This is a genomic window from Pseudomonas sp. TH07 (assembly GCF_016651285.1).
In the GTDB taxonomy this organism is placed as follows: Bacteria; Pseudomonadota; Gammaproteobacteria; order Pseudomonadales; family Pseudomonadaceae; genus Aquipseudomonas.
In genome coordinates, this window is sequence record NZ_JAEKED010000001.1 from 1166920 (window position 1) to 1181682 (window position 14763).

General features: G+C 63.1%; 17 protein-coding genes. 7 read left to right on the forward strand and 10 right to left on the reverse strand.

Translation table 11 applies throughout. The features are described 5' to 3' along the window. Nucleotides 1-21: 21 nt before the first annotated feature. The 4 genes from trmB to JFU57_RS05590 form a co-directional block, all read right to left on the reverse strand. The gene (trmB, locus tag JFU57_RS05575) at nt 22-747 is read right to left on the reverse strand and encodes a tRNA (guanosine(46)-N7)-methyltransferase TrmB (protein WP_201128414.1); all 726 of its coding nucleotides are present in this window, start codon (nt 745-747) and stop codon (nt 22-24) included. A gap of 9 nt (nt 748-756) precedes the next feature. After that, complete coding sequence (locus tag JFU57_RS05580; RefSeq protein WP_078473523.1) at nt 757-1551, reverse strand: thiazole synthase; 795 nt, start codon at nt 1549-1551, stop codon at nt 757-759. A 65-nt stretch (nt 1552-1616) separates the two neighbouring features. Continuing rightward, entirely contained in the window at nt 1617-1817 is a 201-nt protein-coding gene (gene thiS, locus JFU57_RS05585; protein WP_020295820.1) for a sulfur carrier protein ThiS, read from the reverse strand. 71 nt (nt 1818-1888) lie between these two features. Then, nucleotides 1889-2269, reverse strand: a complete 381-nt coding sequence (locus JFU57_RS05590) for a DUF423 domain-containing protein (RefSeq protein WP_201128415.1) — start codon at nt 2267-2269, stop codon at nt 1889-1891. Between the two features lie 74 nt (nt 2270-2343). On the opposite strand from JFU57_RS05590, the gene mtgA reads away from it, so the two are divergent. Continuing rightward, the gene (gene mtgA / locus JFU57_RS05595) at nt 2344-3066 is read left to right on the forward strand and encodes a monofunctional biosynthetic peptidoglycan transglycosylase (RefSeq protein WP_201128416.1); all 723 of its coding nucleotides are present in this window, start codon (nt 2344-2346) and stop codon (nt 3064-3066) included. A gap of 81 nt (nt 3067-3147) precedes the next feature. Here mtgA and rpoH read toward each other — a convergent pair whose 3' ends face one another. The 4 genes from rpoH to ftsY all read right to left on the reverse strand — a co-directional run bounded on the left by rpoH (nt 3148) and on the right by ftsY (nt 7344). After that, entirely contained in the window at nt 3148-4002 is an 855-nt protein-coding gene (gene rpoH / locus JFU57_RS05600) for an RNA polymerase sigma factor RpoH (protein ID WP_020295823.1), read from the reverse strand. A gap of 113 nt (nt 4003-4115) precedes the next feature. Continuing rightward, nucleotides 4116-5138 (reverse strand): permease-like cell division protein FtsX, encoded by a 1023-nt coding sequence (gene ftsX, locus JFU57_RS05605; RefSeq protein WP_201128417.1) that lies wholly within the window; start codon nt 5136-5138, stop codon nt 4116-4118. Beyond that, complete coding sequence (gene ftsE, locus JFU57_RS05610) at nt 5135-5806, reverse strand: cell division ATP-binding protein FtsE (RefSeq protein ID WP_020295825.1); 672 nt, start codon at nt 5804-5806, stop codon at nt 5135-5137. The genes ftsX and ftsE overlap by 4 nt, the downstream gene beginning before the upstream one ends. Continuing rightward, entirely contained in the window at nt 5803-7344 is a 1542-nt protein-coding gene (ftsY, locus tag JFU57_RS05615; protein ID WP_201128418.1) for a signal recognition particle-docking protein FtsY, read from the reverse strand. The genes ftsE and ftsY overlap by 4 nt, the downstream gene beginning before the upstream one ends. On the opposite strand from ftsY, the gene JFU57_RS05620 reads away from it, so the two are divergent. From JFU57_RS05620 to JFU57_RS05645, 6 genes are all read left to right on the forward strand, one after another. Then, nucleotides 7343-7537 (forward strand): hypothetical protein, encoded by a 195-nt coding sequence (locus JFU57_RS05620; RefSeq protein ID WP_078473520.1) that lies wholly within the window; start codon nt 7343-7345, stop codon nt 7535-7537. The two genes, ftsY and JFU57_RS05620, sit on opposite strands and share 2 nt — an antisense overlap. Before the next feature lie 151 nt (nt 7538-7688). Further along, on the forward strand, nt 7689-9044 hold the full coding sequence (locus JFU57_RS05625; protein ID WP_078473519.1) for a M16 family metallopeptidase: 1356 nt from the start codon (nt 7689-7691) through the stop codon (nt 9042-9044). Next, nucleotides 9037-10527 carry a M16 family metallopeptidase gene (locus JFU57_RS05630; protein WP_078473518.1) on the forward strand — a complete coding sequence of 497 codons (1491 nt, stop codon included), beginning with the start codon at nt 9037-9039 and terminating at the stop codon, nt 10525-10527. Before JFU57_RS05625 ends, JFU57_RS05630 begins: the two co-directional genes overlap by 8 nt. Beyond that, nucleotides 10527-11147: a 16S rRNA (guanine(966)-N(2))-methyltransferase RsmD gene (gene rsmD / locus JFU57_RS05635; protein WP_078473517.1), complete on the forward strand. Its 621-nt coding sequence runs from the start codon at nt 10527-10529 to the stop codon at nt 11145-11147. The genes JFU57_RS05630 and rsmD overlap by 1 nt, the downstream gene beginning before the upstream one ends. A gap of 58 nt (nt 11148-11205) precedes the next feature. Next, nucleotides 11206-12204 carry a hydrolase gene (locus JFU57_RS05640; protein WP_201128420.1) on the forward strand — a complete coding sequence of 333 codons (999 nt, stop codon included), beginning with the start codon at nt 11206-11208 and terminating at the stop codon, nt 12202-12204. Nucleotides 12205-12206: 2 nt separating this feature from the next. Further along, nucleotides 12207-13040 carry an AraC family transcriptional regulator gene (locus JFU57_RS05645; RefSeq protein ID WP_201128422.1) on the forward strand — a complete coding sequence of 278 codons (834 nt, stop codon included), beginning with the start codon at nt 12207-12209 and terminating at the stop codon, nt 13038-13040. A 41-nt stretch (nt 13041-13081) separates the two neighbouring features. Here the strand turns inward: JFU57_RS05645 and JFU57_RS05650 are convergent, their stop codons facing one another. After that, nucleotides 13082-13936, reverse strand: coding sequence for a sulfurtransferase (locus JFU57_RS05650; RefSeq protein WP_201128424.1), 855 nt, complete (start codon nt 13934-13936; stop codon nt 13082-13084). A gap of 34 nt (nt 13937-13970) precedes the next feature. After that, nucleotides 13971-14642: a TetR/AcrR family transcriptional regulator gene (locus tag JFU57_RS05655; RefSeq protein WP_020295834.1), complete on the reverse strand. Its 672-nt coding sequence runs from the start codon at nt 14640-14642 to the stop codon at nt 13971-13973. Nucleotides 14643-14763: the final 121 nt, after the last annotated feature.

The following is a 14763-nucleotide window of genomic DNA, read 5'->3' on the forward strand; positions in this document are numbered from 1 at the left end:
AGCCTGATCCACTCAAGCTGTTCAGTTCAGCTTTTCAAACTTCAGATCCCACACCCCATGCCCCAGGCGCTCGCCGCGGCGTTCGAACTTGGTGATCGGGCGTTCGGCCGGGCGCGGCACGCATTTACCGTCTTCGGCCAGATTGCGATAGCCCGGTGCGACGTCCATCACTTCCAGCATGTACTCGGCGTAGGGTTCCCAGTCGGTGGCCATGTGCAGGATGCCGCCTACCTTAAGTTTGCTGCGCACCAGCTCCGCGAACGAGGCCTGGACGATGCGCCGCTTGTGATGGCGGCTCTTGTGCCACGGATCGGGGAAAAACAGCATCAGGCGATCGAGGCTGTTGTCGGCGATGCAGCGGTTGAGCACTTCGATCGCGTCGCAATCGTAGACCCGCAGGTTGGTCAAGCCTTGAGTCAGCACGCCATTGAGCAACGCACCGACACCCGGACGGTGTACCTCGACGCCAATGAAGTCCTGCTCTGGCGAGGCGGCAGCCATTTCCAGCAGCGAGTGGCCCATGCCGAAACCGATTTCCAGGGAGCGCGGCGCGGCGCGGCCGAACACCTGGTCGAAGTCCACCGGCGCATCGGCCAGGGGCAGCACAAACAGCGGCGTGCCCTGTTCCAGGCCTTTCTGCTGGCCTTCGGTCATGCGCCCGGCGCGCATCACGAAGCTCTTGATGCGGCGGTGTTGGCGTTCTTCGCCTTCTTGCGGCTGGATAGGCGTGTCGTTTGATTCAGTCATCAATGGCTCTTACTTGATCAGACCATCCAGCGGCGAGGAGGCGCTGGCATAGAGTTTCTTCGGCATGCGACCGGCGAGGTACGCCAGGCGGCCCGCGACAATCGCGTGTTTCATGGCTTCGGCCATCAGGATCGGCTGTTGCGCGTGGGCGATGGCCGAGTTCATCAGCACTGCCTCGCAGCCCAGTTCCATGGCGATGGTGGCGTCGGAAGCGGTGCCGACGCCGGCATCCACCAGCACCGGAACCTTGGCTTCTTCGAGGATGATCTGCAGGTTGTACGGGTTGCAGATCCCCAGGCCGGTGCCGATCAGGCCCGCCAGCGGCATGACCGCGATGCAGCCCATTTCCGCCAGCTGGCGGGCGATGATCGGGTCATCGCTGGTGTAGACCATCACGTCGAACCCTTCCTTGACTAGCACTTCGGCGGCCTTGAGGGTTTCCAGGACGTTGGGGAACAGGGTCTTCTGGTCGGCCAGGACTTCGAGCTTCACCAGGTTGTGGCCGTCGAGCAGCTCACGGGCCAGGCGACAGGTGCGCACCGCTTCAACCGCGTCATAGCAACCAGCGGTATTGGGCAGGATGGTGTAGCGATCCGGCGGCAGGATATCCAGCAGGTTCGGCTCACCCGGGTTTTGCCCGATGTTGGTACGACGCACGGCAACGGTGACGATCTCGGCGCCCGAGGCCTCGATGGCCAGGCGGGTTTCTTCCATGTCACGGTACTTGCCGGTGCCTACCAGCAGTCGCGACTGGTAGGTACGACCGGCCAGGACGAAGGGCTTGTCACTGCGAACATTGCTCATCGGAAATCCTCTGTTGGGGTGAGGTTCTTGCAGAATTCTGGGGTGCGCGGGTCGGACCTTAACGGCTAGCCGCCGCCAATGGCGTGCACCACTTCGACCTGATCGCCTTCATTGAGGGAGGTCTCGGCGTGCTGGCTGCGCGGAACGATGTCCTGGTTGAGTTCGACCGCAATCCGGCGTCCGGTCAGGTCCAGACGGGTCAGCAGGGCCGCGACGGTTGCACCGTCGGGCAATTCAAAGGGCTCACCGTTCAACTGAATGCGCATGCTCAAGGCCGCCATCATTTTTAGGGGCCAGCATTCTAGCCCGATCGAGCCCCAAAGGTCAGCTACAAGCGTCAGACGGCAAGCTGCATGCGCCAGGCGGCAAGGCCGAGGAAAAACCAGCCCAGCAGGAAGGCCAGGCCGCCAAACGGGGTGACGATTCCCAGCTTGCTGACGCCGGTCAGGGTCAGCAGATACAGGCTGCCGGAGAACAGCAAAATGCCGACCACGAACGAGATTCCGGCCCAGCTCACCAGACGCCCGGGAATATGCGCGGCCAGCAGGGCCACGCCGAACAGGGCCAGGGTATGCACCAGTTGGTAAGTGACGCCGGTGTGGAAAATCGCCAGGTATTCGGCACTCAGGCGGTTTTTCAGGCCGTGGGCGGCAAAGGCGCCGAGGGCGACCCCGGTAAAGCCGAAAAAGGCAGCCAGCATCAGGAAGCCACGCAGCATGAGGAACTCCAGTCAGAATCATCGGGCAGGGTCTGTATAATGGCCCGCTCAACGGGTTCGGCCAAGCCATCTCTATGCTGCGTTTACTTTTCCGTCGCGTCACAAAAGCCCTGCTCTGGTTCGCAGGCGGCAGCGTTCTGCTGGTGCTGGTATTTCGCGTGGTGCCGCCCCCCGGCACGGCGCTGATGATCGAGCGCAAGATCGAATCCTGGGTCGACGGCGAGCCCATCGACCTGCAACGCACCTGGAAACCCTGGGCCGAGATCTCCGACGACCTCAAGGTGGCGGTCATTGCCGGTGAGGACCAGAAGTTCTCCGAGCACTGGGGTTTCGATATCGGCGCCATTCAGGCGGCGTTCGCCCATAACGAACGGGGCGGCTCGATTCGCGGTGCCAGCACCTTGAGCCAGCAGGTGTCGAAGAACCTGTTTCTGTGGTCCGGGCGCAGCTGGCTGCGCAAGGGGCTGGAAGCCTGGTTTACCGGGCTGATCGAGATTTTGTGGCCCAAGCAGCGCATTCTCGAGGTGTACCTCAATAGCGTGGAGTGGGATGAAGGTGTGTTTGGCGCTGAAGCCGCGGCGCGTCATCACTTCGGCATCGGCGCAGGTTCGCTGTCACGCCAGCAGGCCAGCCTGCTGGCCGCTGTGCTGCCCAACCCGCGAGTCTGGAGCGCCAGTCACCCGACCACTTATGTGTCGCAGCGCGCAGGCTGGATTCGCCGACAGATGAGCCAACTGGGCGGCGTCGATTACCTCAACGGCCTCAACACCACGCGCAAGGCGCCCTGGGAGCAGTAACCCAAGGCCATGAGGATGACCCTGGCCCACAAACAAAAACGCCCCGATCAATGACCGGGGCGTTTTTTATTGCGCCAGGGCTTACGCCGCAATCGACAGCTTCAGCTTGTTCATCGCGCTTTTCTCAAGCTGACGAATCCGCTCGGCCGACACGTTGTACTTCTGCGCCAGGTCGTGCAGCGTGGCTTTCTCTTCTGCCAGCCAGCGCTGGTAGAGGATGTCGCGGCTGCGGTCGTCCAGCACTTCCAGGGCTTCGTGCAGGTTGTGGTTGGAGTTGTCGCTCCAATCCGCATCCTCCAGTTGCCGCGCCGGGTCGTAGCGGTGGTCTTCCAGGTAGTTGGCTGGCGACTGGAACGCGCTGTCGTCATCCGCTTCGGCGGCTGGGTCGAACGCCATGTCCTGGCCAGTCAGGCGACTTTCCATCTCGCGCACTTCCCGCGGCTCGACGCCGAGGCTTTCCGCCACACGATGCACTTCTTCATTGTTCAGCCAGGCCAGACGTTTCTTCTGGCTGCGCAGATTGAAGAACAGCTTGCGCTGGGCCTTGGTGGTCGCGACTTTCACGATGCGCCAGTTGCGCAGGATGAACTCGTGAATTTCCGCCTTGATCCAATGCACGGCAAAGGACACCAGGCGCACACCCATTTCCGGGTTGAAGCGTTTGACCGCTTTCATCAGGCCCACATTGCCTTCCTGAATCAGGTCAGCCTGGGCCAGACCGTAGCCGGAATAGCTACGGGCGATATGTACAACAAAACGCAGGTGGGCGAGCACCATCTGCCGAGCCGCCCCAAGATCCTGCTCATAGTAGAGACTCTCGGCCAGTTCACGCTCCTGCTCCGGTGTCAGCAATGGAATGCTGTTCACGGTGTGCACATAGGCTTCCAGGTTTGCGCCTGGAACTAGGGCATAAGCAGGTTGCAAAGAAGTGGTCATACGAAAAAACCTCCGACTTACATAACTCGTGCAGTTCAGCACTGCGAAAATTGACCAGAAACCGAAGAACAAGTTCCCATAAATGCTGAAAGGTCAATACAAGCAAAAAGACACTACTTCGGCGCCAGTTCCCTGAGGTGTCGAGCGACCGCAATCCATGCACCGATATACCCTAACAGCACCGCGCCAAGCAAGAGAGACAGACCGTCGGCGGGCGGTACACCCGCCAGGGCAAAATCACTGCCGTACAAACCGGCAAGCCCGACTACTGCATCGTTCAGCCAATCAAGGCCAAACGCCAGCACCCCCCAGGACAGAAGCCCCGCACCGAAGCCATACAACGCGCCCATATAAAGGAAGGGACGCCGTACATAGCTGTCAGTGCCGCCGACGAGTTTAATCACTTCTATCTCTGTGCGGCGGTTTTCAATATGAAGACGAATGGTATTGCCTATCACCAAAAGTAATGCGGAAACCAGCAGAACCGTCAGGCCGAAGACAAACCGGTCGCCCAGCTTGAGGATCGCCGCCAGACGCTCGACCCACACCAGATCCAGTTGCGCCAATTGCACCTTGGGCATATCCGCCAGGCGCTGACGCAGGGCTTCCAGGGTGGCCTTGTCGACTTCATTCGGCGTCACCAGGACCACGCCCGGCAACGGGTTCTGCGGCAACTCCTTGAGCGCATCGCCCAGCCCGGACTGCTGCTGGAACTCTTCCAGGGCGCGGTCCTTGCTGATGAACTCGGCTTCCGCCACGCCCGGCAAGCCCTTGATCTGCTCGCTGAGCTTCTCGCCTTCGGTGGCGCTGGCGTCGAGTTGCAGGTACAGGGAAATCTGCGCCGCCCGCTGCCACGAGCCACCGAGGCGCTCGACGTTGTTCAGCAGCAGCGACAGGCCCATTGGCAAGCTCAGGGCCACCGCCATCACCAGGCAGGTAAAAAAGCTGCCGATTGGCTGCTTGCCCAGGCGTCGCAGGCTATCGAGCAAGCTGGCGCGGTGGTTTTCGATCCAGGCATGCAGCTGAGTGCCGAAATCCGGGCCGTCGTCTTCATCGCGCTTTTTCTTCGAGGGTTGCGGATCGGAGGCTTTAGGCGCCACACGCTCGGCAACTTTCGGACTGCGAGTGGCACTCATACCCCGGCCTCCCCGTCGCCGATCAATCGGCCACGTTGCAGGGTCAACATGCGATGGCGCATGCGGGCGATCAGCGCCAGGTCGTGACTGGCGATCAGCACGCTGGTGCCCAAGCGGTTGATGTCTTCGAACACACCCATGATTTCAGCGGCCAGGCGCGGGTCGAGGTTACCAGTGGGTTCGTCCGCCAGCAGCAAAGCCGGGCGGTGGACGATGGCGCGGGCAATACCGACGCGTTGCTGCTGACCGGTGGAGAGGTCGCCGGGGTACAGATCGGTCTTGTCCGACAGCGCCACGCGCTCCAGGGCAGAATCCACACGCTTGGCGATCTCGGCCTTGGACAGCCCGAGGATCTGCAGCGGCAGGGCCACGTTGTTGAACACCGTGCGATCGAACAATAACTGGTGATTCTGGAACACCACGCCGATCTGCCGGCGCAGGTAAGGAATCTGTGCATTGCTGATGGTGCCCAGGTCCTGTCCGGCCAGCAGCAATTTGCCGGTGGTCGGGCGCTCCATAGCCAGCAGCAGGCGCAGCAAGGTACTTTTACCGGCGCCGGAGTGGCCAGTGACAAACAGAAACTCGCCACGTCGCACTCGAAAGCTCAGCTCATGCAAGCCGACGTGACCGTTCGGGTAACGTTTACCGACCTGTTCGAAACGAATCATGAACGCTCCCGCTCGGCAAACAGTGCCTGGACAAAGGGTTCTGCTTCAAAGGTACGCAAATCATCGATGCCTTCACCGACCCCGATATAACGGATCGGCAGGTTGAACTGCTTGGCCAGGGCGAAGATCACCCCGCCTTTGGCAGTGCCATCGAGCTTGGTCAGGGCCAGGCCGGTCAATTCCACGGTCTGGTGGAACTGCTTGGCCTGGCTGATGGCGTTCTGCCCGGTGCCGGCGTCAAGCACCAGCAGCACTTCATGGGGCGCGTCTGCGTCCAGCTTGCCGATGACCCGGCGCACTTTCTTCAGCTCTTCCATCAGGTTGTCTTTGGTGTGCAGGCGGCCGGCGGTGTCGGCGATCAGCACGTCGATGCCCCGGGCCTTGGCGGCCTGGACGGCGTCGAAGATCACCGAAGCCGAATCGGCGCCGGTGTGCTGGGCAATCACCGGGATCTTGTTGCGCTCGCCCCAGACCTGCAATTGCTCGACGGCAGCGGCGCGGAAGGTATCGCCGGCGGCCAGCATGACTTTCTTGCCTTCCAGCTGCAGCTTCTTCGCCAGCTTGCCAATGGTGGTGGTCTTGCCGGCGCCGTTGACGCCAACCACCAGGATCACGAACGGCTTGTTCTGCGAGGTGATCTGCAACGGCTGCTCGACCGGCTTGAGCATCGCGGTCAGCTCGGCCTGCAAGGATGTGTACAGCGCATCGACGTCGGTCAACTGCTTGCGCGCGACCTTTTGGGTCAGGTTCTGGATGATCACCGAAGTGGCTTCAACGCCCACGTCGGCCGTCAGCAGGCGGGTCTCGATGTCTTCGAGCAGCTCGTCATCGATGGTTTTCTTGCCCAGGAACAGGCTGGCCATGCCTTCGCCGATACTGGCGCTGGTCTTGGACAGGCCCTGCTTAAGGCGGGCGAAGAAACCGACTTTGGTTTCTGCCGGGCTGGCTGCGGGCTCGACCGCAACCGCAACCTCCACAGGCGTGGCCACGACTTCAACGACAGGTGCAGGTGCAGGTGCAGGTGCAGGTGCAGGTGCAGGTGCAGGTGCAGGTGCAGGTGCAACAGGCTGCGGGGCAACGGAGACCGGTGCAACCGGCTCCGGCAGCGCCGCTTCAGGCGCCGACCGCACCGGCTCTGGTTCAAATGCAGGGGCAACATTGGACGCCGGGGCCGGGATCGGCGGGCTGACATCAATGGCCTGCTCGTCTTCCACCAGGGCCACCGGCTCTTCCGCCACCGGCAGGGTCAGCCAGGGTTGGTGCTCGGAGGCGGGTGTCAGCGGCAATTCGGCAGCGGGGGCAGGCTCAGGGGCAGGTTCGGCCACCGGCTGCAGAATCGGCTCGGCCAGCGGCAGGATCACGGCCGCCGGCGCTTCAACCTCTGCTGCGGGCTGGGCAAGCGGCTCGGAAGCGGCTTCAGGAAGGGCTTGCGGCTGTTCGACGACGGTTTCCTGCGGTTTTTTGCGCAGCCATCCGAACAGGCTTTTTTTCTCGCCAGCCGGGGCTGGGGTCTTCTTGTCGTCGTTGGAACCAAACATGGAGGACGGCTATCTCAAGGTAGCGACGCGCCAAGGTGGCGCCTCGGTAAATAAATATTCGATGCAGAACAGACTGCGTTTCACCCAGCTTGTTCACGCGCAACATTTTGTTGAAGTGCCCACACGCACATCAAAGAACGATTTCACTCAGGACTGGAACGGTAAAATCGGCGAAAAAGCGAAGTTTAGCTGATAAAAACCGACCTTCCGCAGCAAACCCATACAACCTGATCCAGCACAAAGGCCCGATAGGCGTGGCCGCCGCTAAAACGGATCAGTATCCTAGCACCTCCTCGCCCGTACAGGCTAAGACCAAGCGGGCAGTCCAACAGGTTTAAAAACGAATGAATGCTCTAGCCCGCCGCGCTGCAGGCCTGCTGCTCAGCACAGTTTGTCTGCCCCTTTCAGCCCTGGCTGCCGATCCACAACCGACCCATGAATTCACCCTCGACAACGGCCTCAAGGTCGTCGTGCGCGAAGACCATCGTGCGCCTGTCGTGGTGTCCCAGGTCTGGTACAAGGTCGGCTCCAGCTACGAGACCCCGGGCCAGACCGGTTTGTCCCACGCCCTGGAACACATGATGTTCAAGGGCAGCGAAAAGGTCGGCCCCGGCGAAGCCTCGCTGATCCTGCGGGACCTCGGCGCCGAGGAAAACGCCTTTACCAGCGATGACTTCACCGCCTATTACCAGGTCCTGGCCCGCGACCGTCTGGGCGTGGCCTTCGAGCTGGAAGCCGACCGCATGGCCAGCCTGCGCCTGCCGCCCGACGAGTTCAGCCGCGAGATCGAAGTGATCAAGGAAGAACGCCGTCTGCGCACCGACGACAAGCCGATGTCCAAGGCTTACGAGCGGTTCAAGGCCATGGCCTACCCCGCCAGCGGTTATCACACGCCGACCATCGGCTGGATGGCCGACCTCAACCGGATGAAGGTCGAGGAGCTGCGCCACTGGTACCAGTCCTGGTATGTGCCGAACAACGCCACCCTGGTGGTGGTCGGCGATGTGACTCCGGACGAGGTGAAAGCCCTGGCCCAGCGTTACTTCGGCCCGATCGCCAAGCGTGACGTACCACCGTCGAAGATCCCCCTGGAACTGGCCGAGCCAGGCGAGCGGCAGATCACCCTGCACGTGAAGACCCAGTTGCCGAGCCTGATGCTGGCCTTCAACGTGCCGAGCATCGCCACCGCTGAAGACAAACGCTCGGTGCATGCCCTGCGCCTGATCTCCGCCCTGCTCGACGGCGGCTACAGCGGTCGCATTCCGACCCAGCTGGAGCGCGGCGAAGAGCTGGTCTCCGGCGGCTCGTCGAACTACGACGCCTACACCCGCGGCGACAGCCTGTTCATGCTCTCCGCGACCCCCAACAGCCAGAAGAAAAAGACCATCGCCCAGGCTGAAGCCGGGTTGTGGCGCCTGCTGGACCAGTTGAAGACCACCCCGCCGAGCGCCGAGGAGCTGGAGCGCGTGCGGGCCCAGGTCATTGCCGGCCTGGTCTTCGAGCGCGACTCGATCACCAGCCAGGCCACCGCCATTGGCCAGCTGGAAACCGTCGGCCTGTCCTGGAAGCTGATGGACACCGAACTGGCCGAATTGCAGGGCGTGACCCCGGAAGATATCCAGAAAGCCGCCCGTACCTACTTCACCCGCGAACGTCTGAGCGTTGCGCACGTACTGCCTGAGGAGTCCGCTCATGAGTAAGCGCAAGAACTCACGCCCGGCCCTGATCGGCCTGGTGCTCGTTGCCCTGGTCGGCGCCGCCGGCGTCTACCTGTACCCGCAAGGCGATTCCAAGGCCAGCGAGGCCCTGGACCAGGCCAAGTCGAGCCAGAAGCTGCAATCCCTGGCCGAACTGGACGGCAAGGCCCCCAGCCACCGCAGCCTCAACGTGCAGACCTGGAACACCGCCGAAGGCGCCAAGGTGCTGTTCGTCGAAGCCCGTGAACTGCCGATGTTTGACATGCGCCTGATCTTCTCCGCCGGCAGCAGCCAGGATGGCAAGGCCCAGGGCCTGGCCCTGCTGACCAATGCCATGCTCAACGAAGGCGTGGCCGGCAAGGATGTGGGGGCGATTGCCCAGGGCTTTGAAAGCCTGGGGGCCGATTTCGGCAATGGCGCTTACAAGGACATGGCCGTGGCCTCGCTGCGCAGCCTGAGCGCCGTGGATAAACGCGAACCGGCGCTGAAGCTGTTCGCCGAAGTGGTGGGCAAGCCGACCTTCCCTGCCGACTCCCTGGCACGGATCAAGAACCAGATGCTCGCGGGCTTCGAATACCAGAAACAGAACCCCGGCAAGCTGGCGAGCCTGGAACTGATGAAGCGCCTTTACGGCGAGCACCCTTACGCCCACTCCAGCGACGGCAACGCCCAGAGCATCCCGCCGATCACCCTGGAACAACTGCGTGCTTTCCACGCCAAGGCCTATGCCGCCGGCAACGTGGTGATCGCCCTGGTCGGCGACCTTTCGCGCAGCGACGCCGAGGCAATTGCCGCGCAAGTCTCCAGCGCCCTGCCCAAAGGCCCGGCCCTGGCGAAGATCGCACAACCGAGCGAGCCCAAGGCGAGCACCGGCCATATCGAGTTTCCGTCGAGCCAGACCAACCTGATGCTGGCCCAACTGGGCATCGACCGCGCCGACCCGGATTACGCCGCGCTGTCCATGGGTAACCAGATCCTCGGTGGCGGCGGCTTCGGCACCCGGCTGATGAGCGAAGTCCGCGAAAAACGCGGCCTGACTTACGGCGTCTACTCGGGCTTTACCCCGATGCAGGCCCGCGGTCCGTTCATGATCAACCTGCAAACCCGCGCCGAAATGAGCGAGGGCACCCTGAAACTGGTGCAGGACGTGCTGGCCGACTACCTGAAGACCGGCCCGACCGAGAAAGAGCTCGAAGACGCCAAGCGTGAACTGGCCGGCAGCTTCCCGCTGTCCACCGCCAGCAACGCCGACATCGTCGGGCAACTGGGGGCCATGGGCTTCTATGACCTGCCGCTGAGCTACCTCGAAGACTTTATGCAGCAGTCCCAGAGCCTGACCGTGGAACAGGTCAAGACCGCCCTGAACAAACACCTGAGCGCCGACAAGATGGTAATCGTCAGCGCTGGCCCGACCGTCCCGCAAAAGCCGTTGCCGGCCCCCACTGACAAACCCGCCGAGCAACCGCTCGGGGTTCCGGAGCACTAATGGCCAGCCCATCGCGTCCCAGCAAAAAACCCGTGCACAACCAGCACAACGGCGTCGGCCACCTGCGCATCATTGGCGGTGAATGGCGCAGCCGGCGCCTGAGCTTCCCCGATGTGCCAGGCCTGCGCCCGACCCCGGACCGTGTGCGCGAAACCCTGTTCAACTGGCTCGCGCCCTATGTTGCCGGGGCCAAGGTGCTCGACCTGTTCGCCGGCAGCGGCGCGCTGTTCCTTGAGGCCCTGTCCCGTGGCGCCGCCATGGGCCAGGCCCTGGACAGCAGCAATGTCGCGGTGTCCAGCCTGCGCGAACACCTGGGCACTCTGCGTTGCAGCGTCGGCCAGGTGCAGACCGCCGACGCCCTGCGCTACCTCGAAAGCCAGCCGGCCAGCGCCTTTGACCTGGTGTTCCTCGACCCACCGTTCCACCAGAACCTGCTGCCGACCGCCTGCGCCCTGCTTGAAGAGCGCAACTGGCTGGCCGCCGAGGCCTGGATCTACACCGAAAGCGAAAGCGCACCCTCGACCCTGGGCCTGCCGGCCAGCTGGCGCCTGCACCGTGAACAAAAATCCGGGCAAGTGCATTACGCGTTGTGGCACCGTATGGCAGAGATCGCCGGTTAAAGCACCGGCCTGAACACGCTGCGCAGCCCGTCTGCGCAGCGCTGCATCGAGAATCAGCGTGCCTACATCGTCAGATCGCTTCACCCCCGCCTTCGGCCTCGGCAACCCGCACCTGCAAACGTTGTGGGGCCCGCTGTGGCGCAAAACCACACACCTGGAACGCGAACGCGAGCGCCTCTGGCTCGACGATGGCGACTTCCTCGACCTCGACTGGCATGGCCCCCATAACGCCCAGGCCCCACTGGTGCTGGTGCTGCATGGGCTGACCGGTTCTTCCAATTCGCCTTACGTGGCCGGGCTGCAGAAAGTGCTGGCCGAACAGGGCTGGGCCAGCGCCGCGCTGAACTGGCGCGGCTGCTCGGGCGAACCGAACCTGCTGCCGCGCAGCTACCACTCCGGCGCCAGCGAAGACCTGGCCGCCGCCATCGCTCATTTGCGTGCCAAGCGTCCACTGGCGCCGCTGTATGCGGTGGGCTATTCCCTGGGCGGCAATGTGCTGCTCAAGTACCTGGGGGAAAGCGGCAGCGCCAGCCAGTTGCAGGGCGCGGTGGCGGTGTCGGTGCCGTTTCGCCTGGACCAGTGCGCCGACCGTATCGGCCAGGGATTCTCCAAGGTCTACCAGGCGCACTTCATGCGCGAGATGCTGGCCTACATCAAGCACAAACAGCGTCAGTTCCGGCTCGACGAGCGCCATGAAGGCTTGGCCACCCTGGAGGGCCTGGGCTCCCTGGAGAACATGCGCACCTTCTGGGAGTTCGACGGCCGGGTCACCGCGCCGCTGCATGGTTTTGCAGATGCCGAGGACTATTACCGCCGCGCCTCCAGTCGCTACTTTCTCGGCGAGATCCGTACCCCGACCCTGATTATCCAGGCCGCCGACGACCCCTTCGTGTTCACCCACAGCCTGCCGCAGGCCGCCGAGCTGTCGGCTTGCACCCATTTCGAGCTGCAAGCCAAAGGCGGGCACGTGGGGTTTGTCGAGGGCTCGCTGAAGCGCCCCGGCTATTACCTCGAACGCCGCATTCCGCGCTGGCTGACCGCCCTGGATCGCCCATAGCCATGGCAGCCTCCGGCGGCGAATCAATCCGTTTCTGGCAGACCGCGCCACTGGCCGGGGTCGAACTGCTGGCCGCGCGCTACATCGAGCAGCGTTTCGTGCCCCATGTGCACGATGGCTATGTGATCGGCATGATCATGGCCGGCGCCCAGCGCTACCGCTATCGCGGCGCCGAACACCTGGCGGCCAGCGGCACCCTGGTGCTGATCAACCCCGACGAGCTGCACACCGGGGCCAAGGGCGCCGAGGACGGCTGGCTGTACCGGGCGTTTTATCCGGATAACCGCCAGATCCTGACCCTGCTCGACGAACTGGAGCTGCCCAGCGGCAGCCTGCCGGCGTTCGGCGCGACCCTGTACCGCGACAGTGACCTGGTCAGCGGCTTCGCCCGCCTGCACCACTTGCTGGAAAGCCCGGCCACCGCCCTGCAGCAGCAGACCCAGTGGCGGGAAATGATGCTCCTGCTGTTGCAGCGCCACGCCGGGGTCAAGGCGCCCGGCGCACCGGGGCAGGAACACCGGGCCATCGTCCAGGCCAAGGAACTGCTGCGTTCACAGCTGGCGGCACCACCGTCACTGGAAGAACTGGCGACGGCGGTGAATCTGTCACCGTTCCACTTTGCTCGGGTATTCCGCCGGGCCACCGGCATTCCACCCCATACCTGGCTGATGCAGCAGCGTATCGCCAAGGCCCGGGCGCTGTTGCGCGAGGGCTGCCTGCCGCTGGAGGTGGCGACTCAGTTGGGGTTTGCCGACCAGAGTCATCTCAGCCGGCAATTCAAGCAGGTGTATGGAGTGGCGCCGGCGGCGTACCGCAGTGCACTGCTGGAGGGCTGAAGCAGCGCACACCGCAAGCGGATTCGCGGTCCGGCTGAGGCTTAGTCGCCTTTGGCAACGGCCCGCGTCGGATCGGTGATCCATTCGCTCCACGAGCCGGCGTACAGCTTGCCCAGGGGATAACCGGCCAGGCTCAGGGCAAACAGGTTGTGGCAGGCGGTGACACCGCTGCCGCAATACGCCACCAGATCGGTCGGAGAACGGCTGCCCAATTGCGCGGCGAAACGCTGTTTGAGTTGCTCGGCCGGCAGGAAGCGCCCGTCGCTGCCCAGGTTTTCGCTGAAGGCCGCGCATTGCGCACCGGGAATATGCCCGGCCACCGGATCGATGGGTTCGACCTCACCGCGAAAGCGCGGCTGGGCCCGGGCATCGAGCAGGGTCAGGCTGGGCTGGCCCAGGCGCTGCTGCAACTGCTCGGCACTGAGCAGCAACGAGTGGTCGGGGCTGCCGACAAAGCTTCCCGGGGTGCTCGGCGGCGCATCCAGGCTCAGGGGCAGGCCAGCGGCGTGCCAGGCTTTGAGGCCACCATCCAGAATGAACACGCCCTCGCGCTTGCCGAGCCAGGCCAGCAACCACCAGGCCCGAGCGGCATAAGAACCAGGGCCGTCGTCGTAGAGCACGATGTCGCTGTCGGCATCGATGCCCCAGGCTTGCAACCGCGCCTGCAACGCCGCAGGTTCCGGCAAGGGGTGACGCCCGGTTACGCCCTTGACCACCGGCCCGCTCAGGTCACGCTCAAGGTCGGCAAAATGCGCGCCGGCAATATGCCCCTCGGCATAGCTGCGCTGCCCGTAATCCGGGTCTTCGAGGGCAAAACGGCAATCCACTATCACCAGGCCGGGCTGCTCTTTTCGCAGGTCCAGGGCAAGCGGGCTGATCAGTTGCGCGAGGGGCATAGCGGGCTCCTGTGATTCAAGTCGGTGGTAGATCCTACTGCACTTCTTCCAAGGCCTGGGCCAGTGGCACATAAAACTCGTCGAACAGGCCATCGACCGCCTCCCGCGCCTGATCGGTGACAAACCCGGCCTCCAGCACCAGCACCTGATACACCCCGCGCTTGACGGCTTCCTCACTCAAATGCGCGGAGTTTTCCCGGGTGGTGCAGAGAAAACGCACCCAGGACGTGAGGATGATCCAGGCGTTGAGGGTCAGGGACTCGATCTGCACCCGGTCCATGCGCAGGATCCCGGCTTCGACAAAGCGCTGATAGATGGCAATGCCCTGAATCAGACAGCGCTGAGAGAAGCGCCGATAGCGCGCAGCCAGGTCGCTGTCGCTGTCGAGCAGGTGTTCAAGGTCGCGGTGCAGGAAGCGGTAGCGCCACATGGCGGCCAGCAGTGCCTGCAAGTAATAGCGCTTGTCCTGAACGGTCATCGGGCGCCCCTGGGGCGGACGCAGGAAACTGTCGACCAGGGTTTCGTATTCGGCGAAGAGCACGGCGATGATCGCCTGCTTGTTCGGGAAGTGGTAGTACAGGTTCCCCGGCGAAATCTCCATGTGCGCCGCGATATGGTTGGTGCTGACGTTACGCTCGCCACTCTGGTTAAACAGGTCGAGGCTGTGCTGAACAATCCGTTCGCGGGTTTTTATACGTGGGGCCATGGGCTTGGGCTTTAATCATTGAAAAGGCTGGCCGGCATCTTACGACCTATCCGAAGCGGGATAAATCAAAGCCGGCCGGGATGGCATTTGACAATTTAGAGTATAAGCTCTAAAAACTAGC

Bases quoted from the DNA above. Each gene is read 5' to 3' on its own strand.
- trmB (WP_201128414.1), bottom strand. From the start codon at position 747: ATGACTGAATCAAACGACACGCCTATCCAGCCGCAAGAAGGCGAAGAA.
- JFU57_RS05580 (WP_078473523.1), bottom strand. From the start codon at position 1,551: ATGAGCAATGTTCGCAGTGACAAGCCCTTCGTCCTGGCCGGTCGTACC.
- thiS (WP_020295820.1), bottom strand. From the start codon at position 1,817: ATGCGCATTCAGTTGAACGGTGAGCCCTTTGAATTGCCCGACGGTGCA.
- JFU57_RS05590 (WP_201128415.1), bottom strand. From the start codon at position 2,269: ATGCTGCGTGGCTTCCTGATGCTGGCTGCCTTTTTCGGCTTTACCGGG.
- mtgA (WP_201128416.1), top strand. From the start codon at position 2,344: ATGCTGCGTTTACTTTTCCGTCGCGTCACAAAAGCCCTGCTCTGGTTC.
- rpoH (WP_020295823.1), bottom strand. From the start codon at position 4,002: ATGACCACTTCTTTGCAACCTGCTTATGCCCTAGTTCCAGGCGCAAAC.
- ftsX (WP_201128417.1), bottom strand. From the start codon at position 5,138: ATGAGTGCCACTCGCAGTCCGAAAGTTGCCGAGCGTGTGGCGCCTAAA.
- ftsE (WP_020295825.1), bottom strand. From the start codon at position 5,806: ATGATTCGTTTCGAACAGGTCGGTAAACGTTACCCGAACGGTCACGTC.
- JFU57_RS05620 (WP_078473520.1), top strand. From the start codon at position 7,343: ATGGAGGACGGCTATCTCAAGGTAGCGACGCGCCAAGGTGGCGCCTCG.
- ftsY (WP_201128418.1), bottom strand. From the start codon at position 7,344: ATGTTTGGTTCCAACGACGACAAGAAGACCCCAGCCCCGGCTGGCGAG.
- JFU57_RS05625 (WP_078473519.1), top strand. From the start codon at position 7,689: ATGAATGCTCTAGCCCGCCGCGCTGCAGGCCTGCTGCTCAGCACAGTT.
- JFU57_RS05630 (WP_078473518.1), top strand. From the start codon at position 9,037: ATGAGTAAGCGCAAGAACTCACGCCCGGCCCTGATCGGCCTGGTGCTC.
- rsmD (WP_078473517.1), top strand. From the start codon at position 10,527: ATGGCCAGCCCATCGCGTCCCAGCAAAAAACCCGTGCACAACCAGCAC.
- JFU57_RS05645 (WP_201128422.1), top strand. From the start codon at position 12,207: ATGGCAGCCTCCGGCGGCGAATCAATCCGTTTCTGGCAGACCGCGCCA.
- JFU57_RS05650 (WP_201128424.1), bottom strand. From the start codon at position 13,936: ATGCCCCTCGCGCAACTGATCAGCCCGCTTGCCCTGGACCTGCGAAAA.
- JFU57_RS05655 (WP_020295834.1), bottom strand. From the start codon at position 14,642: ATGGCCCCACGTATAAAAACCCGCGAACGGATTGTTCAGCACAGCCTC.